The sequence below is a fragment of the Streptomyces sp. NPDC029014 genome, from assembly GCF_055564695.1.
In genome coordinates, this window is sequence record NZ_JBVHVT010000076.1 from 23602 (window position 1) to 44066 (window position 20465).

The window sequence follows — 20465 nt, forward strand, 5'->3', positions numbered from 1 at the left end:
TTGCCAGAGAGGCCACGTCCATGGCGGCGTTCCCGCACTCACCCAACCACACCTTCCGGCGGCTGCGCGGACCGCTCTCCCCGGCCGAGTTCGCGGCCGCGGTGCGCCGCTCCGCACGGGAGATCGGAGAAACGGTTTCCTGCGACGCCCGCTACGTCGGCCGCGTCGAGTCCGGGGAGATCCGCTGCCCCAACTACGCCTACGAACGGGTCTTCCTGCACATGTTCCCCGGCCGGACGCTGACCGACCTGGGGTTCTCCCCGCGCGAGGCGGTCCGCGGCCGCTGGGCGCAGCGCACCCCCGACACCCACAAGGAGAGCGACGTGCAGCGTCGCGCGTTCATGGCGGGCGGTTCCGCCACCGTGGCGGCCGCGACGTTCGGCCTCACCCTCCTCGGCGACACCCGCCGCCCGCCCTCCCGCGCCGGTGAGGCCGAGGCCGCCGCGGTCGAGGACGCCGTACGCCAGATCCGGCTGCTGGACGACCGGCACGGCGCGGACGCGCTCTACCGCAGGGCGGCCGCACCGCTGCGCGCCGCCTACGCACTGCTGGACGCGGGGGCGACCCGGCAGTCCACCGAGGACCGGCTGCACGCGGGCGCCGGGGAGCTGGCGGTCTCGGTCGGCTGGCTGGCCCACGACTCCGGGCGCTTCGACGACGCCCGCTCGCACTACTCGGAGGCCCTGGCGACGGCCCGGGTCGCGGGGGACGCCGGGCTGGAGGCGCACGCCTTCAGCAACATGTCCTTCCTGGCCCGGGACTGCGGCCGGCCGCGCGAGTCGGTACGGGCCGCGCAGGCGGGCCGCCGCGCCGCCCGCCCCCTCGGCTCCCCGCGGCTGCTGTCGCTGCTCGCGCTGCGCGAGGCGGGCGGCTGGGCGGGTCTGGCGGACCGTCGGGCCTGCGAGGATGCGCTGGTGCGGGCGCACACGGAGTTCTCCCGCGGTCCCTCGGACGCGGACCCGGAGTGGATGTCCTTCTTCGGCGAGGCCGAGCTGGAGTCGCTGGAGTCGCGCTGCTGGGCGGCGCTCGGGGAGCACGCCCGGGCGGCCCGGCACGCCCGGCGCGCCGCGGACCTCCAGGACCCGCACTTCGCGCGGAACGTGGCGCTCTACACCGCCGAGCTGGCCGAGAACCTGGCCCGCGCCGGGGCCCCGGACGAGGCCGCCTGGGCGGGCGGCCGGGTCCTGGACCTGCTGGAGGACGTCCAGTCGACGCGGATCCGGTCGATGCTGTCGGGGACCGCCCGCACCCTGGTCCCGCACCAGCGCAGCCCCCGGGTGGGCGGCTTCCTGGCCCGTCACGCCGAGGCCTGAGCCCCTGGGGGGCCTGCGGGAGGCTGCGGGGGGGCTGGCCTGCGGGGGGCCTGCCGGGGGCTGGCCTGCGGGGGCTACGCCTCCAGGTGGCCGGTGTCGTTCCAGCGCTCCAGCGCGGGGGCCCCGTACGCCCAGCCGAGGACCGACAGGGAGGTCGGCTCCAGGCGGATGCGGGCCCCGAAGGAGGCGTCGAAGCCGAGCCAACGCGCGGCGAGGGTGCGCAGGACGTGGCCGTGGGCGAAGACGAGCACGTCCCGCTCGGCCGAGCGGGCCCAGGCGACGACCTCGTCCGCGCGGGCGGCGATGTCGGCGACGGACTCGCCGCCGGGGACGCCGTCGCGCCAGATCAGCCAGCCCGGGCGGACGGCCTGGATCTCGGCCGGGGTCATGCCCTCGTAGTCGCCGTAGTCCCATTCCATCAGCAGGTCCCAGGGCTCCGCGCGGGCGCCGAAGCCGGCCAGGTCGCAGCTCTCGCTCGCGCGGACCAGCGGGCTGGTGCGGACCTCCACGCCGGGCAGGCCGCCCCACGGGTCCTGCGCGAGCCGCTCACCGAGCAGCTTCGCGCCCCGCCGGCCCTCCTCCAGCAGGGGGACGTCGGTGCGTCCGGTGTGCTTGCCGAGCTTGGACCACGCCGTCTGGCCGTGCCGGGCGAGGAGGATACGGGGGGCCATGCGGTTTCTCCCGGTTTTGGTGGTCCGTCACGATTCGGACGATTGGATCGTCCGACCATCATCCATCACATGAACCGCAGGCAACCCACGCGCCCGAACGGTCGTCCTAGACCGTATGAACAACTGGCAGAAGCCCACCCGCTGGTGGGCCGAACTGCTGCTCCTGGGGCTCCTCTACGGCGCGTACTCCGGCGGCAGACTCCTCGCCCGGGGTGACGTGCACCTGGCCGTCGACCACGGGCTCGCGATCCTCCGGACCGAAGAGCTGCTGGGGATCGCCTTCGAACGGCCGCTGAACCGGCTCTTCTCCCACCACGCCCAGGTCGGCGTACCCGCCGACTTCGTGTACGCCTCCCTGCACTACCTGGTCACCCCGGCCGTGCTGGTCTGGCTCTACCGCCGCCGCCCCGCGCACTACCGGACCGCCCGCACCTGGCTGGCGGCCTCCACCCTCCTCGGGCTCGTCGGCTTCGCCCTGATGCCCACCTGCCCGCCCCGACTGCTCGACGCGGCGCACGGGTTCACCGACACCATGGCCCAGTACAGCGGGTACGGCTGGTGGGGCGCCGAGGCCAGCGCCCCGCGCGGGCTCGGCGGGCTCACCAACCAGTACGCGGCCATGCCGAGTCTGCACGTCGGCTGGGCCCTGTGGTGCGGTGTCCTGTTGTGGCGGCACGGGCGGCACCCGCTCCTGCGGGCCTTCGGCGTCGCCTACCCGGCCGTCACCGTGCTCGTGGTCATGGGCACCGCCAACCACTACTTCCTCGACGCGGTCGCCGGGGCCGCCGTCATGGGCCTCGGCCACGCCGCGGCCCGCGCCCTGTCGGGCCGCACGCAGGCACGTACGAAGGTCCCCGCGACGGTCCGCGAGGCAGTCGGCGAGGCGCCCCCGGCGCCGGCCGGGGAGGCGGCCCCACCGGCCGGTTTCCGCGGTACGACCCCGATTGTCAGTGGCGGATGGGACACTTCCGCCCGTGAGCTCCTACCCGCACAGCGGCCCGCCCCAGCAGACGACCCTGCGGCAGCGGCTCGCTGACCTGCGCGGCCCCGCCGTGCCGCCCCGCCCGCTCGACGCCCGCGCGCTGGCGGCCCTCGCCGCCAACCCGGGCTGCGGCAGACGCGCACTGCTCGACGGGGCCGGGGTGGACAAGACCGCCCTCGCCGCGGCGCTGGGCACCCCGGCCGCCTTCGGCCAGTCGCAGTTCGCGATCATCCGGGGCCACTCCTTCGAAGCCCGGGTCAAGGCCGACGGCGGGGCCGAGCTGCTGCGGCTGGTCCACCGGCACCTGGCCGGCGGGGCCGAGCCCCCCGGCAGCGGCGCCCGCGTCCCCGACCTCACCGCCGCCGGCCCCGAAGGCCGCGCCGCGCGCACCGCGCTCGCCCTGCGCGAGGCCACCGCCGCCGGCGAGTGGACCCTGCTGGACCACCCGATGCTGGCCCTGGAGGTGGCCGGCACCCCCGCCTACCTGGAGCCGGACGCCGTCGTGGTGCATCCCGACGGCCGCTGGACCGTGGTGGAGATCAAGTCGTTCCCGCTGCTGGACGGCGCCGCCGACCCGGCGAAGGTGGGCGCCGCCGCCCGGCAGGCCGCCGTCTACGTCCTCGCGCTGGAGAAGACCGCCGAGAAACTGCCCGCCGCCTCCGTCGGGCACCGCGTGCTGCTCGTCTGCCCCGAGGACTTCTCCAACCTGCCCGCCGCCGCGCCCGTCGACATCCGCCGCGAACGCTCCGTGACCCTGCGCCAGCTGGACCGGCTGACCCGCGTCGAGGAACTGGCCGCGGCGCTGCCCGAGGGGCTCACCTTCGACCCCGCCCGGCCCGCCGAGGAGCTGACCGAGGCCGTCGCCGCCGTCTCCGCCGCCTACGCCCCCGAGTGCCTGGCCGCCTGCGAGCTGGCCTTCCACTGCCGGGAGCGGGCCCGGGCCGCCGGCGAGGCCACCACGCTCGGCCGCGGCGTCCGCGCGGAGCTCGGGGCGTACACCACCGTCGAGGAGGCCCTGGCGGCCGCCGCCGGCGCGGGCTCCCCCGACGGTCCGGCCGACCCGACCGCGGCCGCGCTGCAGCACGCCGCCCGGCTGCGCTCCGAGGCCCTCGGGGAGGCCGCATGCCGCTGATGGACACCCTCGCCCGGCTGGAGGCCGTGCGCTCGGGCCGGGCCCAGCCGCTCGCGACCGTACGCCACCGGCACCTGCACGAGCGCCCGCTGGTCTTCGTCCCGCTGACCACCGCGGGCGAGACGGGCGCCCCGCTCGGGGCGCTCGTCGGCACCGATCCGGACGAGCCGCGGCTGCTGGTGGTGCCGCAGCCCCGCGACCGCGACCTGCGCTGGGCGTTCCTCGCCCGGCTGGCCGACGAGGTGCTGCCGTACGTGGAGGCGTACGCGGACGAGGTCGAGCTGGTGGAGCGCACCGAGACCGACCCGGAGACGGGCGCCCGCGCCAAGGTGTCGGCGGAGCTGTGCCTGGACGCGCCGCAGCTGGTGGTGCCGAACCGGGCCGGCGTCGACTTCGTCCGGCTGCTGGGCCGGTCGATGCGGTTCAGGCGGACCGCCGAGGAGGATCCGGAGAACCCCTACCCGGCTCCCTCCCGGGTTCCGCTGCTGGGCCGCTGGCTCACCCATCTGGGCGAGCGGGCCCGCGTCCCCGGCTCGTCGATGCTGCTGACGGCGACGGAGCTGCTCGGCCGGCACTGGGCGACGGGTCAGAGCAACCTGGAGGACCAGCACCTGGGCGCGCTGCTGGCCTGGATAGCCCCGCCGGAGGGCGTGTCCGGCGCCGCCGCGGCCCTGCGCGCCGAGCAGGGCCGCGACCGTGACGGGCAGCTGCTGGTCCCGCCCGCCGGACCGGCCACCGACCCGGCCTTCGACAACAAGCTGCTGGCCCCGGCGATGGCCCGGTACGACGCCGCTCGGGCCGCCGGCCGGCCGGCCGAGGTGGCCCGCGCCGAGGAGGCCGTGCGCGAGCTCGTCGCGACGCAGCTGCGGCCGACCTGGCGGGCGGTGTGGCAGGCCCTGGAGCTGGTGCGCGGCCTGCCCGGGGCGGAGCGGGCCGAGGAACGCTGGGTCCGTGACCGCTGGTCGTACACCGGGCACCGCGACCGGGTCCGGGCGGGCGAGCCGCCGCAGCCGCGCCGCGACGACGCGGTGACGGCGGCCCAGAAGCTGGCCACCCGGGAGACCGAGCAGGTGCGGCTCGACGCCCAGGAGGCGCTGGACGACCCGCTGGTGATGGCGGGGCGGCGGCTCGCGGGCGAGGCCTTCGCGGGTGAGGTCACCGACGTCGTCATGGAGTGGACGGAGTCGAAGCGGCCCAGCCCGCGCCCGCTGGTGACGGTGGCCACCGAGGACCGGCCGCAGCTCGCCGACGGCCCCGGCAGCGGCGGGCAGAAGGTGTTCCGGTCCCTGGAGGGGCGCCCGCAGAGCGCGCAGTTCGTCCGCCTGGAGCCCGACGGCAGCGTGGTGCTGCGGCTGCTGGACAAGATGGGCCGCGGCCGGGAGCCGGAACCGGGCACGGTGCCGGAGAAGGGCGAGCGGGTGTGCTGGACGCTGTTCGAGCACGACGCGCGCGGCGGCCCGAAGCTGCCCGAGCCGGAGAAGACGCCCTGGACGCACGGCGGGCCGCCCGGGTCCGCGACCGCCGAAGCCCGGCTGCCCGACGCCGTGACCGACGAGGACCTCCTGTGACCGCGACCGAGAGCTGCTCCGTGGCCGGCTTCGACCCGGTTGCGGCGGCCGCCGCGGCCACGGCCGCGATCCTGCACGACACGCTGCACGGGCCGGAGCGGGGCGTCGTCGTCGACTCCCCGCCGGGGGCCGGCAAGTCCACCCTCGTGGTGCGCGCCGCCCGCGAGCTGGCCGCGGCCGGCCGCCGGCTGATGGTGGTGGCGCAGACGAACGCCCAGGTCGACGACCTGGTGCTGCGGCTCGCCGCCAAGGACCCGGAGCTGAAGGTCGGACGGCTGCACAGCAGCGACGCCGACGCCTACGACCCCGCGCTGCGCGAGCTGCCCTCGGTGACGCTGTCGGCGAAGCTCGCCGACCTCGCCGAGCTGCCGGTCACCATCTCCACGGCCGCGAAGTGGGCGTACGTGAAGGACGCCGAGCCGTGGGAGCACGCGATCGTCGACGAGGCGTACCAGATGCGCTCGGACGCGCTGCTGGCCGTGGGCGGGCTGTTCGAGCGGGCGCTGTTCGTGGGCGACCCGGGGCAGCTGGACCCGTTCAGCGTGGTGGGTGCCGAGCAGTGGGCGGGCCTGTCCTACGACCCCTCGGCCTCGGCGGTCACCACGCTGCTGGCGCACAACCCGCAGCTGCCGCAGCACCGGCTGCCCGTGTCCTGGCGGCTCCCGGCGACGGCCGCGCCGCTGGTCTCGCGAGCCTTCTACCCGTACTCGCAGTTCCGCAGCGGGACCGGCCCCGGCGAGCGCCGGCTCGCGTACGGGGTCCCCTCGGACGGCTCCGGCCCGGACCGGGTGCTGGACGAGGCCGCCGAGGCCGGCTGGGGCCTGCTGGAGCTGCCCGCCCGGCGCACGCCGCGCACGGACCCGGAGGCGGTCCGGGCCGTGGCCCTGGTGGTCCGGCGGGCCCTGGACCGCAGGGCGGCGACCTCGGACGAGCAGTCGCCCGCCCCGGTCCCGCTCACGGCCGACCGGATCGCCGTGGGGACCGCGCACCGCGACCAGGCGGCCGCGGTGCGCACGGCGCTGGCCTCGCTCGGGGTGTCCGGGGTGACCGTGGACACCGCGAACCGGCTCCAGGGCCGCGAGTACGACCTGACGGTGGTGCTGCACCCGCTGTCGGGGCGGCCGGACGCCACGGCCTTCCACCTGGAGACGGGCCGGCTGTGCGTGCTGGCCTCGCGGCACCGGCACGCCTGCGTGGTGGTGGCCCGGGCGGGGATAGCGGAACTGCTGGACGACCATCCGTCCGCGGAGCCGGTGCAGCTGGGGGTGACGGTGAAGTTCCCCGACGGCTGGGAGGCCAACCACGCGGTGCTGGCGCACCTGGCGGAGCACCGGGTGCCCTGGCGGCCCTGAGCCCGTCGGACGGTCTCAGCGGGGGGTGCGGGGCTTGCGGGTGACGCCCATCCGCTCCCGGAGCAGCTCGCCGACCTCGGCGAAGGTGCGCAGCTGCTCCGGGGTCAGGACGTCGACGAGGTGGCGGCGTACGGACTCGACGTGGAGCGGCGCCGCCGTCGTGATCGTGTCCACCCCGAGCGGGGTGAGGACGACCTCGGCGCCGCGCCCGTCGGTGGCGACGTCCTCACGGCGGACGATGCCGCGCTGCTCCATGCGGGTGAGCTGGTGGGACAGGCGGCTGCGGGACCATTGCATGAGCTCGGCGAGGGCGCTGATGCGCAGGCGGTGGCCGTCGGTGGAGCCGAGGACGGACAGGACGTCGTAGTCGGCCTCGGACAGTCCGCTGTCCTGGGTCAGGTCGCGGGCGATCTCGGCGTTGACCAGCGGGAACATCCGCCGCCACGCGTACCAGGCGTCCTGCTCGGAGTCGGTGAGCCAGCGCGGCCCTGATTCGCTCATACGGCCACTCTACCCAGATCGATGACATGTCATCTACATGGTTGACACGTCACTCATCCGTCCGCTTCGATAGGTGATACGTCAACCACTGACCCCCTCCACGCCACCGAGGAGCCCCACCATGACCCGCCTGCACGTCATCTCCGCCTCCGTCCGCCCGACCTCCTCGGCCCGCCCGGTGGCCCGCTGGGTCGCCGAGCAGGCCCGCACCCACGGCGGCTTCGAGGTGACCCCCGTCGATCTCGGCGAGATCGCCCTGCCCTTCCTCGACGAGCCGGAGTACGCCTCCACCGGCATCTACACCCACCGGCACACCCGCGACTGGAGCGCCCTGGTGGACTCCGCCGAGGCCTTCCTGTTCGTCATGCCGATGTACAACGGCGGCTTCACCGCCCCCTTCAAGAACGCCGTCGACCACCTCTTCCACGAGTGGCAGGCCAAGCCGGTCGGCCTGGTCAGCTACAGCGCCGGACCCACCGGCGGTGCACCGGCCGCCGAGATGCTGCGCCCCGTGCTGGCCCGCGTCGGCATGCTGCCGGCGCAGCGGACCCTCTCGCTCCCCGGGATCCACGAGCTCCTCGACGGAGCCGGCGGCTTCCGGGCGCCGGAGGGGGCGGCGCGGGCACTGGCCGGCGTCCTCGACGAAGTGGCGACGCTGCGGCGGCAGCAGCCGGTCGCGGCCTGACGACGGCGCTCTTGCGCGGCGTTGGACAATGGAGGGTGGCCCGGAAGGACCGGTCCCGTACGTCCAGCAGGTCAGCAGGAGGACACGCATGGCAGAGCCCGAGCGGACCGAGCGGAAGCTGCGACCCGCACCCCTGCTCTTCGAGCCCTCGGAGGCGACCGCGGACCCGGAGCACTTCTTCGACCTGGAGTCGATCGAGGACCCGCGGGAGCTGCTGGCCCGGGCCACCGAGCTGACGCTCGCCTTCCGGGCGGCGACGGAGCGGGCCATGGAGTTCCAGGCGGTGGCGGCGGCCCAGCTCGCGGACCCGCGGCGGTTCGACCGGCTGGACCCGACAGTGATCGCCGCCGAGGCCGAGTGGACCGAGGACTACGCCCGCAAGATGATCGAGTTCGGGGAGACCCTCCAGCGCAGCGGCGGGCCGGGCACGGTCTGACCGGGACGAGCGGGACGAGCGGGACCGGCGGGGCCGCCGGGGCCCGGCGGGCGGGACAGGCCCAGCGGGCGGGACGGCAGCGGCCGGAACGGGCCGCGCGGGCGGAACGGGCCGGCGGAACGGGCCGGCGGAACGGGCCGGGGGGACCGGCCCGCGGCATATGCGGGGCGCAACATAGCGCATGCGCACCCCGCGCGTCCGGGTTTCCGGTAACTGCTGGAAACCGAATCGCTACGCGCGGTAAACCGGACGGCATGACGACGCTGACGACGGCTTCCGCTTCCGCCTGTCCCACCCAGGACGCCCGCACCGCCACCCACGTCACCCCGCTGGGCGCCGCCTGGCTCGCGTCGGCCTCGACCCGTCCGCACGGCACCCTCGCCGCCTGGCAGGCCCGTCCCGCCGCCCCGGCCGTGCTGCCCTGCGGGACCGCCTTCGACGTCGTCAACGTCCCCCTCGTCCTCGGCCGCCGCATGCTGGACCTGCTGTGGTCCGAGGGGCCGGGCTGCGGGCCGGTCGCCGTCCACCGCGGCCGGATGCTGCTCTTCGCCACCACCGGGACCGCCCACCGGCTCCCGTCCCTGCTGACCTGGGAGGAGTGGGGCGGGCCGCTCCCGGCACCGCTGTGCCACGGCCACGGGGACGCCGTCACCGTCCCGCCGCTGGCCGCCGTCCCGGGCCCGTCGCGCTGGCTCGTGGCCCCCGACACCCGCTCCCCCTGGCTGCCCGGACCGGAGACGCTGCTGTGGGCGTACGTGCGGGCGGCCCGAGCTGCGGATATCGATTTTTCCTTCCGGCCGTCCTCCTGCTAATGTCTTCCTCGTCAGCAAGCGCCGCTAGCTCAGTTGGTTAGAGCAGCTGACTCTTAATCAGCGGGTCCGGGGTTCGAGTCCCTGGCGGCGCACAGACGGAAGAAGGCCCCCCACGCGAGTGGGGGGCCTTCTTCGTCATGCCGACAGCCTCCGGTCAAGTGGTGATCTTGACGGTGTAGGCGCCCGTCGCGGTCCGGTCCGCCACCTCGACCCTGATCCGCTCCCCCGGCACCGTGAACGACTGCCCCACCTCCAGCGGCGCGTCCGCCAGCGGCGGGTACACCGAGCGGTCCCAGCACGCCTCCGTGTCCGGATGCCCGTCCAGCACCTCGATCGGGCCGCCGCCCGAGGGGGCCTCGTTGCGCACCCGGTAGACCAGCACGCCCTCCGTGCAGGTGTCCCCGTCGTTCCCGGAGGAGCCGCGCGCCTCGACGGCGATGGCGCTGCCGGGCCCCGTACGGATCACCGCGAGCCGGGTCCCGCCCGTGGCGCCCGGCAGCGGGGAGCGGCCCACGGGCTGCAGGGTGTGCAGGGAGGAGCCCGACTGCACGCAGTCCACCTGGGAGGCGTCCAGCCAGCCCAGCTTCCACTTGTGCCAGCCGAAGAGGTCGGGCGACATGCCGAACTGGCTGCCCATGACGTCCCAGTCGCCGACGTACGTGTCCCAGTCGCCCTTGCCGTCCGTCGGCCGGTGGTAGAGGTCGGGCAGGTCGAAGACGTGCCCGGTCTCGTGCGCCAGGACGTTGCGGTCCGGCGGGTGCCGCTCGAAGACGGTGACGATGCGGTGCAGGTCCGTCCCGTCGGCCCGGATCGGCCGTTCGAAGTTGACCACCTTGGTGGCGTCCGAGTCCACGCCCGGTGCGTCCGGGTCCGCGACGAAGTACACGATGTCGTACCGCGAGAAGTCGACCTCCCGGTCGGCGGCGACGACCGCGTCGCGCAGGTAGGCGGCCCGGTCCCGGGCGGCCCAGTCGCGCTGTATCCCGTACGCGGTGGACGGCTTGGGCATGGTGATCCACTGCGCCTGCGGGTGCGGGACCAGGCGGAACCGGCCGTACGAGGCCCGCTCGAAGAAGTCGCTGGTGGCGGGGAAGTAGTCGGCGGCCAGCTCCTCGGTGGTCAGGGTGGCCCGGTGGTCGGGGAAGGACAGGAAGACCATGACCGCGTTCAGGGTGCGCTGCGGCTGCGGATAGGCGCCGTTCCAGGTGTCCAGCCCCAGGGAGTGGTGGGCCGACGTGCGGGTCAGCGCACAGGGGCCGACACCGGGATCGGCGGCGGACGCGGGACCCGTGACGAGCGACATGGCCGCGAGCGCCGTCAGGGAGGTGAGGGCCGCCGCCGTGCTGCGCATGCGGGAGCGATCCACTCCCCCGGGTGTCTCCTGTCGCGGCACATCGACCTCCCGTGGTGGATTCGTACCAACTCCTCCCACCCTGGGGTGATTGTCGTACTAGCGCCCTGTTCCAGTGCCCCACACGAGTGAGCAATACGGCAACCCGGTGACCTCAGAGGTTCACCCTCTTGCTACAGAACGTCACGACCGATCACGGGAGATCAGTAGGGGTCGGAGGCCGCTCAGGGCTGCGCAGAAACGATCGCGCGAGGACGTGCCGACAGACCGTCAGCACACCGAAGCACCGCCCCCCATCCGGCGACGCCGCTGGATGGGGCCGTACGGCTACCTCTATGATCGGCACACTTTCCTGCACGGACACGACGAGCACTGCGGGAGCCAACGGTGAGCGGAACCTCTGACGAAACCGGTTCGGCGGCCGACAGCATCCGATCGGCCATTACGGAGCGTCACCCCGCCGTGCCAGTCATGCCCTCCCCGACCCCCCGCAGCGACTCCGAAGCACGGGACTTCAGGGCCGCGTTCAACGCCGCCCACCTCGCCATGGCCGTCGTCGACCGCAGCGGCCACGTCGTCGCCGCGAACACCGCCCTGGCCGGCCTCCTCGGCACCGAACCGCACGCGCTCGTCGAACAACGCGCAGCCGACCTGGTGGACCTCGGCGCCGAGGCCCGCACCTGGCAGGCCTACCAGGAGGTGCTGCGCGGCCGACAGGCCCGACTGCGCTGCACGCGCCGCCTCAAACACCCCGACGGGCATTCCCTGTGGACCGAGGTCACCCTCGGCCCCGTCCCCGGCACCCGGGACGTGCTGCTGTCCGTCGCCGACATCAGCGACCGCCGCGACCTCCAGGCCCGGCTGCGGCACCTCCAGATGCACGACCCGGTGACCCGCCTGCCCAACCGGACCCTGTTCTTCGAACGGCTCTCCGCCGCCCTGGAGGCCTCCTCGTACGAGCACGGCGGCACGGGCCGGATCGGCCTGTGCTACCTCGACCTGGACGGCTTCAAGGCGGTCAACGACACCCTCGGCCACCGGGTCGGCGACCGACTGCTGACCGCCGTCGCGGCCCGACTCACCCAGTGCGCCGACCAGTCCGGGTACGGGCGCACCGGCGGGCACCTCGTCGCCCGGCTCGGCGGCGACGAGTTCGCCCTGCTGGTGGAGGACTCCACCGGCACCGAGCAGCTCGTGGACCTGGCGCGCAGCGCCCTGGCCGCCGTCCAGGAGCCCTTCGACCTGGCCGGGCAGCGGCTGTCGGTGTCGGCGTCGATCGGCGTGGTGGAGCGGGCCGCGGCCGGCACCTCGGCGACCGGCCTGATGCAGGCCGCGGACACGACCCTGTACTGGGCGAAGGCCGACGGCAAGGCCCGCTGGACCCTCTTCGACCCCGAGCGCAACGCCCACCGGATGACCCGCCAGGCCCTCACCTCCACGCTCCGCCCGGCCGTGGAGCGCGGCGAGTTCGAGGTGGAGTACCAGCCGCTGGTGGACCTGGAGAGCGGGGCCGTGCGGGGGGTGGAGGCCCTGGTCCGGTGGAACCACCCGCAGTTCGGCAGCCTGACGCCGAATCGGTTCATCGGCATCGCCGAGGAGGACGGCTCCATCGTCCAGTTGGGCCGCTGGGTGCTGCGGACCGCCTGCCGGCAGGCCCGGCGCTGGCAGATCGAGCACCCCAGCGACTCCCCCGTCTTCGTCTCCGTCAACGTCGCGGTCCGCCAGGTCTGGGACTCCGACCTGGTCGGCGACGTCGCGGGGATCCTCGCCGAGACCGGACTCGCCCCGCAGCTGCTCCAGCTGGAACTCACCGAGTCCGCGGTGATGGGCTCCGCGGGCCGCCCGCTCCAGGCCCTCCAGGCCCTCAGCGACATGGGCGTGCGGATCGCCATCGACGACTTCGGCACCGGCTACTCGAACCTCGCCTACCTGAGCCGCCTCCCGGTGTCGGTGCTCAAGCTGGACGGCTCCTTCGTCCGCGGCTTCCGCTACGACGAGGGCACCCACCCGAACCCGGCCGACGAGACCATCGTCGAGGCCCTCGTACAGCTCGCGCACCGGCTGGGCCTCACCGTCACCGCGGAGTGCGTGGAGACCGCCGGCCAGGCGGCCCGGCTGCGGCGCGTCGGCTGCGACACCGGCCAGGGCTGGCTGTACTCCCGCGCGGTCGCCCCGGAACGCATCGCCGAAATGATCGGCACCCGCCCGGGCGCCGACCACGACGGCTGGTAGGCCCGTGTCGTAGGCACCCCTCCGCCCCGCACCCGGGCTGGTGGGTGCGGGGCGGGGAGTCGCTCGGCGCGGGGTGGGGGGAGATCAGCAGGCGCCGAGGTCCTTCCAGACACCCCATTCACCGGTAGTGCCGGGCTCCTCGTTCTGCGTCCACCACTGGGCCTTCCACCTGCGGCCCTTGTGCGACACCTCCGTGCCGCCGGTGTAGACCGTGCCCGCGGCGTAGACCGGGGCGGTGCAGCCCGTGCTGGGCGGCTGGGTGGTCGGGGGCTGCGTGGTCGGCGGGGTGGTGGGCGGCTGGGTGGTCGGGGGCTGCGTGGTCGGCGGCTGGGTGGTGGGAGGCGGCGTGGTCGGGGGCTGCGTGGAGCTGCCGAGGGCGTCCGAGATCTGGTTCAGCAGGGTGGCGTTGTCGTCCAGGCCGAGCAGGGAGTACATCATCGCGCCGGCGAGGCCGCGGCTCTTGCCGTAGTTGACGCGGGCCCGGACGGACTTCTGGTCGAGGCCGGTGAAGAACTCGCCGTCCTTGTAGAAGTACGAGGCCTTGGCCCGGTCGTCCCAGAAGGTGGTCGCCGGGTTGTCGACGATGCCGCCGAGCTCCTTGTAGTGGGCGATGCCGGCCTGCTGGCTGTAGGGGCGCGGGCCGGATCCGCCGGTCGCGGTCTGGGCGAGGCCGTGGGTCGTGCCCTCCGGGACGCCCTTCCAGCCGCGGTAGTAGAACTCGTAGCCCAGGGTCAGTTTGTCGGCGGGGAAGCCGCCGGCGATGCCGTAGACCGGGTCGCCGTCGATCCAGGCGTCGATGGCGTTCTTGATGCCGTACTTCTCGGTGCCCGGGGCGATCGGGTCGGTCGGGTCGGCCGGGGAGTCCAGCAGCGGGGACTGGTGGTAGGTGGGCCCGTCGCCGTCCCAGGCGCCGTGCATGTCGTACGTCATGATGTTGGCGTAGTCCAAGTACCGGCCGATCTTGTCGGTCTCGATGTACTTGATCTTGTCCTGGCCGGCCGGGAGGGCCGCGGTCAGCATGTACTTCTTGCCGCCGCCCGCGGCGCCGTACTCGTCGAGCTGCTTGCGGAACTCGGCGAGGAGGAGCGTGAAGTTCTGCTTGTCCTCGGGGCCGTAGTGGTTGCCGAGGTGGCCGCCGGAGGAGCCCGGGTACTCCCAGTCGATGTCGATGCCGTCGAAGATGCCGGCCGCGGTGCCGGGGCCGCCGAAGCCGCCCTCGACCGGGAGGTTGCCCTTGAGGTACTGGTCGATGCAGGAGGAGACGAACTTCTTGCGGGAGGCGTCCGTCTTGGCCGCGTCGTGGAAGTACTTGGAGTAGGTCCAGCCGCCCAGCGAGATGTTGATCTTCAGGTGGGGGTACTTGGCCTTCAGCTCCTTGAACTGGTTGAAGACGCCCACGATCGGCTGGTCCCACGTGTCGGCGACGCCGTCGACGGAGTCGGCCGCGCCGAAGGACTTCTGGTAGTCGGCGTAGGAGTCGCCCGCACCGTCGCCCGCGTTGGGGTTGTTGTCGTCACCCGCGGCCTTGTTGGCCATGAAGCAGGTGAGGTTGGTGGGGTGGATATTGCCGAACGAGTAGTTGATGACGTCCAACTTGCCCGCTATGCCACGGGTGTCGAGGTGCTTGGGGTAGAAGGCGTTCCCGTACACGCTCCACTGGTCGTAGTACGCGATCCGGACGTTGCCGCTGCCGGCCGTCGCGGAGGCGTCCGCGGCCCGGGCGGTGCCGAGCCCCGCGAAGCCGGCCATCGCTCCGGCTGCCAGCGCGGCCGTGGCGGCGGCCGCGACGAGGGGTTTACGGATGTGCATGAACTGCCTCCGGGAAGTGGGAGGGGAGGGCAAGAGGTTCGGGTGGGAGAAGTGATAGCGATCACCAACTGACCCCGTCAATGGTTTGGACCAAAGAAGGACTAGACCACTCCGCGCACAAATCCCCTCGTCAGAGGCGTGCGAGGGCAAGAGAAACCGCTCGCCACCCCGGGTGACGAGCGGTTTAAGGGTCCTTTAGGGCATGCTCCCGCAAGGTTTCGGCAACAAACCAGCCGAACTGCGTTCGCCCGGGATCAATCAGCTGCCGGCTCCCCGGCGGGCATCCCGTACGCGTCTGCGACGAGCTCGTACGAGCGCAGCCGGGCCGCGCCGCCGTGCGCGTTGGCGGTCAGCATCAGCTCGTCGGCGCCCGTGCGGGCGGCCAGGGCGTCGAGCCCGGCACGGACCTCGTCGGGGGTGCCGTGCACGACGTTGGACATCCAGTTGTCGACGAACTCCCGCTCCAGCGGGGAGTATCCGTACGCCGCCGCCTCCTCCGGGGTGGGTATCAGCCCGGGCCGGCCGGTGCGCAGCCGCAGCATCGACAGGGCGCCGGTGAGGACCTGGGCGCGGGCGTCCGCGGCGGTGTCCGCGGCCAGCGTGGACACGCCGATCAGGGCGTACGGGGCGTCCAGGACGGCCGAGGGCCGGAACGTCTGCCGGTAGAGCTCCAGGGCGGGCAGGGTGCCGGCGGCGGAGAAGTGGTGGGCGTACGCGAACGGCAGGCCGAGCTCGCCGGCGAGGCGGGCGCTGAACCCGGAGGAGCCGAGGAGCCACAGCGGCGGGCGGCCGGTCGGCCCCTGCACCGGGCCGGGCACGGCGTGCACCCGGGCGTACGGGTGGCCGGCGGGGAAGTCGTCGTCGAGGAAGCGGGTGAGTTCGGCGAGGAGGCGGGGGAACTCGTCCGCGGCCTCGTCGAGCCGGCCCGGCCCGCGCAGCGCGGCGGCCGTGCGCCCGTCGGTGCCGGGGGCGCGACCGAGGCCGAGATCGATCCGGCCGGGGGCGAGGGCCTCCAGGGTGCCGAACTGCTCGGCGACGGCGAGCGGGGCGTGGTTGGGCAGCATGACCCCGCCGGAGCCGAGCCGGATCCGGGAGGTGTGGGCGGCGAGGTGGGCCAGGATCACCGCCGGCGAGGAGCTGGCCACCCCGGGCATGGAGTGGTGCTCCGCGACCCAGTGGCGCTGGTAGCCGCGGGACTCGGCGAGCCGGGAGAGGGCGACGCTGGTGCGCAGGGAGTGGTGGGCGGTGCTGCCGCTGCCGACGGTGACGAGGTCGAGGACGGAGAGCGGGACGGGCGCGCGGCCGTGGCGGGTGCCGCGCACCGGGTCGGGCGCGGGGTCCGTCGCCCGGGCCGCGCCCGCTCCGGGGTGTCGTCCGGCGTCCTGTCCCGTGTCGCGTCGGGCGTTCTCGGGGTCCCCGATGTCACTCACTGTCGCTCCCGTCTCGGTTCGGCATCCGTACGAGGAACTCGAACCGTGAGGGCCCGGCGGGCATTCCCGACCCCTCCGGGGGCGGGCCCTTGACCTTGGCATATGCCAATGGAGTAGATCGAGGCAGAGGCACATGATTGAGCCATCAATCTCATCAACAGGCGCTCCACGTGGGCCCCTTGGTGGCTATCGTGGTAACGCAAGCGGTAACAACCTGGTAGGGGGAGACCGTGGCGCTGAAGCCCGAGCCGACCGCGCCGTTCCATTCGGTGCAGTACGCCCTGCGCGTGCTCGAAGCCATCGCCCGCCATTCCGGTGGGGTGACCGACGTACAGATCGCGCGCGAGACCGGACTGCCCGCCGTCCATCTCGCGCCCATGCTCCTCATGCTGCGCAGGGAGGGGTACGTACTGGAGGTGTCGGACGGCGCCTACGCCATAGGCGACTCCCTCGTGCTCCTCGGCTCGGGGATAGACAGGCAGCAGGCCCTGCAGACCAAGCTCCAGGACACCCTGGACCGGCTGCGGGACTCGGTGGGCGCGGCGGTCTACATCAGCCGGTACGAGGACGGCGAGGTGAAGATCACGCAGTTCGCGGACAGTCCGCGCACCCCGAAGGTGCACGAGTGGGTCGACTTCCGGTCCGCGGCGCACGCCAGCGCGGTCGGGAAGTGCCTGCTCACCCAGCTCGACCAGAACGGGCGGCGCGACCACCTGTCCCGGCACAAGATCGCCCGGCTCACGTCGAAGACGATCGTGAACGAGCGGGTCCTGATGTCGAAGCTCGACGCCCAGCCGGCCACGGTCCCGATGCTGGACCTCCAGGAGTACGCGCTCGGCACGGTGTGTGCCGCGGTCCCGATCACCGCGGGAGCCTCGGTGGGCTGCCTGGCCCTGTCGATGCCGGTCGAGCACGCGCACCGGCTGCGGGCCGCCGCGGAGGTCCTGAACCGGAAGGCCGCACCCCTGCTGCTGTCGCTCGCCCTCTGAACCGTCCTGTGACGCGCCTCACGGGAGAGGGCGCGGGCGGGGCGGGGCGGGACGGCGCGGGGCGGGGCGGAGACGGCGACCGGGGAACGACCCGGGGCGCGGAGGCCCGGGAAAACACTTCGGGCGGTTACCGGTGAACCGGTAACCGCCCGAAGGACAGGTGCGCCGCCAGGGACTCGAACCCCGGACCCGCTGATTAAGAGTCAGCTGCTCTAACCAACTGAGCTAGCGGCGCCTGCTGACAGAGAAAATACTACCTGGTCCCGAGGGGTGCTCCAAACCAGGTTCTCCGGTCAGCGCTCCAGGAGCTCCGTGCGGCCGTGCGCGGCGTACGCGGCGAGCAGGGCCGCCCGGGATTCCGGGTCGAGCGGGCGGTAGCCCTGCGTGCCCGGGGGCGACCACCAGACCGGGTCCGGGCAGCGGAAGCCCGCACGGCGCAGCGCGACCCGGTGGATCTTGTTGGTGGCGGTGGTCGGCATGGCGTCCAGGACGCGGACGTAGCGCGGGGCCATCTTGGTGCCGAGATCGGGCTGGGCGGCCAGGAACGCGGAGAAGGCCTCCGGCACGAACCGCTCCCCCGACTTCATGACGAGTGCGGCCATGACCTGGTCGCCGGCCGCCTCGTCCGGCACCGCGTACACGGCGACCGCGGCCACCGGGGACCATCGGGCCAGGATGTTCTCGATCGCCGCGGCGGCCAGGTTCTCGCTGTCGACGCGCAGCCGGTCGTCCGTGCGTCCCGCGAAGTAGAGGAACCCGGCGGCGTCCCGATAGAAGAGGTCGCCGGTCCAGTACCAGCCGTTGCGGGTGCGGGCCGCCTCGGCGTCCGGGTTGCGCCAGTACCCCTCGAACCGGGCGCGGCCGCGGTTGACCAGTTCGCCGATGGCCGCGGAGCCGTTGCGGAGGCGGCCGTGGCCGTCCAGCTCGGCCGGCGGGCACTCGGCTCCGGTCTCCGGGTCGACCACGGCGAGGTCGTCCCCCGGCGCCGCCCGGCCGAGGGCGCCGGGCGGGGTGTCGGGGGTGCGCTGCACGGAGGCGCCGCCCTCGGTGGCCCCGTAGCCCTCCACCAGCCGGACCCCGAAGCGGTCGGTGAAGCGGGCTGCGTCCACGGCCCCGGCCTCGGTGCCGAAGCCGAGGCGCAGGGGGTGTTCGCGGTCGTCGGGGCGGGGCGCGGTGGCCAGCAGGTACTGGACGGCCCGGCCGACGTACGTGAAGTAGGTCGCGCCGAAGGCCCGTACGTCCTCCAGGAACGCGGAGGCGGAGAAGCGGCGGCGCAGCGCCACCGGGGCGCCGGCGGCGAGGGCGGGCAGCCAGTCGGCGATGACGGCGTTGCCGTGGAAGAGCGGCATGCAGACGTAGTGGACGTCGTCCGGGGTGACCGAGAAGGCGCGGGCCAGGGAGTCACCGGCGGCGGCGAGCCGGCCCTGGGTGCAGACGGCGGCCTTGGGCGTGCCGGTGGAGCCGGACGTGAAGTAGAGGAGGAACCGGGAGTCGGGCCCGGGGGCGGTGTCGATGCCGGCATCGCCGGGCGCGGCAGCCGCGTACGGGGCGAGCAGGGCGGCGTACTCCTCGGTGCCGGTCACCAGGATGCGCACGCCCGGCAGGTCGAGGCCGCGCAGCAGCGGCAGGTGGGCGGACTCGGTGACCAGGATCCGGCAGTCGGTGTGCAGGACGTCCCGCGCCAGCTCGGGACCGCGCCGGGTGGGGTTGATCCCGGCGACGGCGGCCCCGGCGAGGGCCGCCGCCCCGAGCCAGAACGGGAACTCGGGGGTGTTGTCGAGCAACACCCCCACGTGCGGTTCGGCCCGGGCCGGCAGGAGGTCGGCGAGCAGCGCGGCGCGCGCCGCGCTCTCCTGGGCGGTCCGGTGGCGGCTGAGGACGGTGACGGCGCCTCCGTCCGGGCCGTGGTACTTCAGCCCCGGGCGGTGGTCGCCCCATTGGCGGGCGATGAGCTCGGCCACGGTGCGGTGGGCGGGGGTGCCGGTGCGGTGGGCGGGGGTGCCGGTGCCGGTGCCGGGTGTCGTCCGCATGCGGCCGGAGGGTAGCTGACGCAGCGTCAGAACTGAATGCCGTCGCGGTGCGGCCCTACGGTCCCCGGCCCGACCTCACGACCCCCGAACCCCGACCCCCGGCCCCGCTCCGACCCTCGCCCGTCGCCGGTCAGAACTGGACGTCGGAGCAGGCGTAGAAGGCGTTCGGGGTGTCGTGGACCGTCCAGACGGCCAGGATCACGTGCCGGCCGGTCTTGCCCGCGGGCATGACGCCCTGGTGGACGGTGGTCATGGCGGGCCGGGCGCCGTTGTAGGCGACCGTGAGGAAGGGCTGGGGTTCGAGGGCGGCGCGGGTGAGGGGCTTGGTGGGGTCCCAGCCGTTCTTGGTGACGTAGTACTTGATGTCGGTGGTGGCGTGGTTGGCGGTGAACTGCCACCGGAAGGCGTACCCCTGCCCGGCGGTGACCCGGGTGGCGGGCCAGGCGCCGCCGCGCGGGTCGTCGAGCTGGGCGAACTCGCCGTGCCCGCCGGCGCATATGCGGCCGTCGGCCGGGCCGGCGGCGGGGAAGCCCTTGAGGCCCTCGACGCTCTGCGGCTCCCACTGGATCGGGCCGCAGTCGGAGACGGTCCTGTTGGCGCAGAGCTTCTGGCGGCTGACGGGGGTGTCGGTGTAGCCGTGGCTGCTGGCTCCGGGTGCGACGGCGAGCGCGAGACCGGCGGCCACGCCGATCCCGAGGGCGGCGGCGCCGGCGCGCCGGGGCAGACGGGCGGGCGTACGGAACGGCGTGCGGACGCGGATGGGCATGCGAATGGGCATGCGGATGGGGCGCATGGGTCAGCTGCTCCTCGAACGTGGGGGGAGTTCCGGTGAGAGCGTGCGCGCGTGCGGGGATGGCCGCGGGGGCGGTTCCCGCGGCCGCACCGGGCACGCTTCCAGGTCTAGACCAAGTTCCAATCTATTGACGGGAGTTGGCCATGTCCAGACCAATGCGGGAACGTTCGGTCCGGACCGGACCGCCCGGAAGAGCGCTGCCCGCACGGGCCTCCGCCCCTCTTCCCGGCCCCGGGCCGCCGAGGACGGGCGACCGGCGGCCGTGGCCGAAAGGAGCGGCAAGGCGGGCACGACCGCGGGGGGGGGGGGGGAGGGCGAGGGGGGGGGGGGGGGGGGGGGGGAGGGGGGGGGGGGGGGGGGGGGGGGGGGGGGGGGGGAG

At 74.1% G+C, this 20465-nt stretch carries 16 protein-coding genes, 2 tRNA genes and 1 pseudogene; 11 read left to right on the forward strand and 8 right to left on the reverse strand.

All coding sequences use genetic code 11. The annotated features are described in order from the left end of the window. The first annotated feature begins 20 nt into the window (after window positions 1-20). Window positions 21-1313, forward strand: coding sequence for a tetratricopeptide repeat protein (locus ACZ4VL_RS31625; RefSeq protein ID WP_468206797.1), 1293 nt, complete (start codon window positions 21-23; stop codon window positions 1311-1313). Between the two features lie 74 nt (window positions 1314-1387). On the opposite strand, the gene ACZ4VL_RS31630 is transcribed toward ACZ4VL_RS31625, so the two are convergent. Continuing rightward, window positions 1388-1984, reverse strand: coding sequence for a histidine phosphatase family protein (locus tag ACZ4VL_RS31630; RefSeq protein WP_361084476.1), 597 nt, complete (start codon window positions 1982-1984; stop codon window positions 1388-1390). Window positions 1985-2099: 115 nt separating this feature from the next. On the opposite strand from ACZ4VL_RS31630, the gene ACZ4VL_RS31635 reads away from it, so the two are divergent. Genes ACZ4VL_RS31635 through ACZ4VL_RS31650 form a run of 4 tightly spaced genes read left to right on the forward strand, consistent with a single transcriptional unit; the run spans window position 2100 to window position 7018 of the window. Beyond that, window positions 2100-3020, forward strand: coding sequence for a phosphatase PAP2 family protein (locus tag ACZ4VL_RS31635; RefSeq protein WP_468206800.1), 921 nt, complete (start codon window positions 2100-2102; stop codon window positions 3018-3020). Beyond that, on the forward strand, window positions 2959-4098 hold the full coding sequence (locus tag ACZ4VL_RS31640; RefSeq protein ID WP_468206803.1) for a hypothetical protein: 1140 nt from the start codon (window positions 2959-2961) through the stop codon (window positions 4096-4098). The genes ACZ4VL_RS31635 and ACZ4VL_RS31640 overlap by 62 nt, the downstream gene beginning before the upstream one ends. Then, a complete protein-coding gene (locus ACZ4VL_RS31645) occupies window positions 4089-5666 on the forward strand; it encodes a hypothetical protein (protein ID WP_468206804.1) in 1578 nt (525 codons plus the stop codon). The genes ACZ4VL_RS31640 and ACZ4VL_RS31645 overlap by 10 nt, the downstream gene beginning before the upstream one ends. Next, window positions 5663-7018, forward strand: a complete 1356-nt coding sequence (locus ACZ4VL_RS31650) for an AAA domain-containing protein (protein WP_468206807.1) — start codon at window positions 5663-5665, stop codon at window positions 7016-7018. The genes ACZ4VL_RS31645 and ACZ4VL_RS31650 overlap by 4 nt, the downstream gene beginning before the upstream one ends. A 15-nt stretch (window positions 7019-7033) precedes the next feature. On the opposite strand, the gene ACZ4VL_RS31655 is transcribed toward ACZ4VL_RS31650, so the two are convergent. Next, window positions 7034-7519, reverse strand: coding sequence for a MarR family winged helix-turn-helix transcriptional regulator (locus ACZ4VL_RS31655; protein WP_468206809.1), 486 nt, complete (start codon window positions 7517-7519; stop codon window positions 7034-7036). A gap of 121 nt (window positions 7520-7640) precedes the next feature. On the opposite strand from ACZ4VL_RS31655, the gene ACZ4VL_RS31660 reads away from it, so the two are divergent. The 4 genes and pseudogenes from ACZ4VL_RS31660 (at window position 7641) to ACZ4VL_RS31675 (ending at window position 9544) form a co-directional block, all read left to right on the forward strand. Continuing rightward, window positions 7641-8204: an NADPH-dependent FMN reductase gene (locus ACZ4VL_RS31660; protein ID WP_468206811.1), complete on the forward strand. Its 564-nt coding sequence runs from the start codon at window positions 7641-7643 to the stop codon at window positions 8202-8204. A gap of 88 nt (window positions 8205-8292) precedes the next feature. Further along, window positions 8293-8640, forward strand: a complete 348-nt coding sequence (locus ACZ4VL_RS31665; RefSeq protein ID WP_468206813.1) for a hypothetical protein — start codon at window positions 8293-8295, stop codon at window positions 8638-8640. Window positions 8641-8894: 254 nt separating this feature from the next. Further along, window positions 8895-9480: pseudogene (locus tag ACZ4VL_RS31670) on the forward strand (bifunctional DNA primase/polymerase). Beyond that, window positions 9471-9544, forward strand: a tRNA-Lys gene (locus ACZ4VL_RS31675). The pseudogene ACZ4VL_RS31670 and the gene ACZ4VL_RS31675 overlap by 10 nt, the downstream one beginning before the upstream one ends. A 62-nt stretch (window positions 9545-9606) precedes the next feature. On the opposite strand, the gene ACZ4VL_RS31680 is transcribed toward ACZ4VL_RS31675, so the two are convergent. Then, window positions 9607-10803, reverse strand: a complete 1197-nt coding sequence (locus ACZ4VL_RS31680; RefSeq protein WP_468206816.1) for a M6 family metalloprotease domain-containing protein — start codon at window positions 10801-10803, stop codon at window positions 9607-9609. A gap of 387 nt (window positions 10804-11190) precedes the next feature. Here ACZ4VL_RS31680 and ACZ4VL_RS31685 point away from each other — a divergent pair, with 387 nt between their 5' ends. After that, window positions 11191-13035, forward strand: a complete 1845-nt coding sequence (locus tag ACZ4VL_RS31685; protein WP_468206819.1) for a putative bifunctional diguanylate cyclase/phosphodiesterase — start codon at window positions 11191-11193, stop codon at window positions 13033-13035. An 84-nt stretch (window positions 13036-13119) separates the two neighbouring features. Here the strand turns inward: ACZ4VL_RS31685 and ACZ4VL_RS31690 are convergent, their stop codons facing one another. Further along, window positions 13120-14844 carry a glycosyl hydrolase family 18 protein gene (locus tag ACZ4VL_RS31690; protein WP_468206821.1) on the reverse strand — a complete coding sequence of 575 codons (1725 nt, stop codon included), beginning with the start codon at window positions 14842-14844 and terminating at the stop codon, window positions 13120-13122. Window positions 14845-15098: 254 nt separating this feature from the next. Beyond that, window positions 15099-16166, reverse strand: a complete 1068-nt coding sequence (locus tag ACZ4VL_RS31695) for an LLM class flavin-dependent oxidoreductase (protein WP_468206829.1) — start codon at window positions 16164-16166, stop codon at window positions 15099-15101. Window positions 16167-16504: 338 nt separating this feature from the next. Here ACZ4VL_RS31695 and ACZ4VL_RS31700 point away from each other — a divergent pair, with 338 nt between their 5' ends. Further along, window positions 16505-17263, forward strand: a complete 759-nt coding sequence (locus ACZ4VL_RS31700; protein WP_468206822.1) for an IclR family transcriptional regulator — start codon at window positions 16505-16507, stop codon at window positions 17261-17263. 161 nt (window positions 17264-17424) lie between these two features. Here ACZ4VL_RS31700 and ACZ4VL_RS31705 read toward each other — a convergent pair. From ACZ4VL_RS31705 to ACZ4VL_RS31715, 3 genes are all read right to left on the reverse strand, one after another. Continuing rightward, a tRNA-Lys gene (locus tag ACZ4VL_RS31705) sits at window positions 17425-17498 on the reverse strand. Window positions 17499-17556: 58 nt separating this feature from the next. Then, entirely contained in the window at window positions 17557-19293 is a 1737-nt protein-coding gene (locus tag ACZ4VL_RS31710) for an AMP-binding protein (RefSeq protein WP_468206824.1), read from the reverse strand. 130 nt (window positions 19294-19423) lie between these two features. Continuing rightward, window positions 19424-20059, reverse strand: a complete 636-nt coding sequence (locus ACZ4VL_RS31715; RefSeq protein WP_468206827.1) for a lytic polysaccharide monooxygenase auxiliary activity family 9 protein — start codon at window positions 20057-20059, stop codon at window positions 19424-19426. Window positions 20060-20465: the final 406 nt, after the last annotated feature.

Excerpts from the sequence above, each read along its gene's own strand:
- ACZ4VL_RS31625 (WP_468206797.1), top strand. The coding sequence starts at position 21 with ATGGCGGCGTTCCCGCACTCACCCAACCACACCTTCCGGCGGCTGCGC.
- ACZ4VL_RS31630 (WP_361084476.1), bottom strand. The coding sequence starts at position 1,984 with ATGGCCCCCCGTATCCTCCTCGCCCGGCACGGCCAGACGGCGTGGTCC.
- ACZ4VL_RS31635 (WP_468206800.1), top strand. The coding sequence starts at position 2,100 with ATGAACAACTGGCAGAAGCCCACCCGCTGGTGGGCCGAACTGCTGCTC.
- ACZ4VL_RS31645 (WP_468206804.1), top strand. The coding sequence starts at position 4,089 with ATGCCGCTGATGGACACCCTCGCCCGGCTGGAGGCCGTGCGCTCGGGC.
- ACZ4VL_RS31655 (WP_468206809.1), bottom strand. The coding sequence starts at position 7,519 with ATGAGCGAATCAGGGCCGCGCTGGCTCACCGACTCCGAGCAGGACGCC.
- ACZ4VL_RS31660 (WP_468206811.1), top strand. The coding sequence starts at position 7,641 with ATGACCCGCCTGCACGTCATCTCCGCCTCCGTCCGCCCGACCTCCTCG.
- ACZ4VL_RS31665 (WP_468206813.1), top strand. The coding sequence starts at position 8,293 with ATGGCAGAGCCCGAGCGGACCGAGCGGAAGCTGCGACCCGCACCCCTG.
- ACZ4VL_RS31680 (WP_468206816.1), bottom strand. The coding sequence starts at position 10,803 with ATGCGCAGCACGGCGGCGGCCCTCACCTCCCTGACGGCGCTCGCGGCC.
- ACZ4VL_RS31690 (WP_468206821.1), bottom strand. The coding sequence starts at position 14,844 with ATGCACATCCGTAAACCCCTCGTCGCGGCCGCCGCCACGGCCGCGCTG.
- ACZ4VL_RS31710 (WP_468206824.1), bottom strand. The coding sequence starts at position 19,293 with ATGCGGACGACACCCGGCACCGGCACCGGCACCCCCGCCCACCGCACC.
- ACZ4VL_RS31715 (WP_468206827.1), bottom strand. The coding sequence starts at position 20,059 with ATGCCCATCCGCGTCCGCACGCCGTTCCGTACGCCCGCCCGTCTGCCC.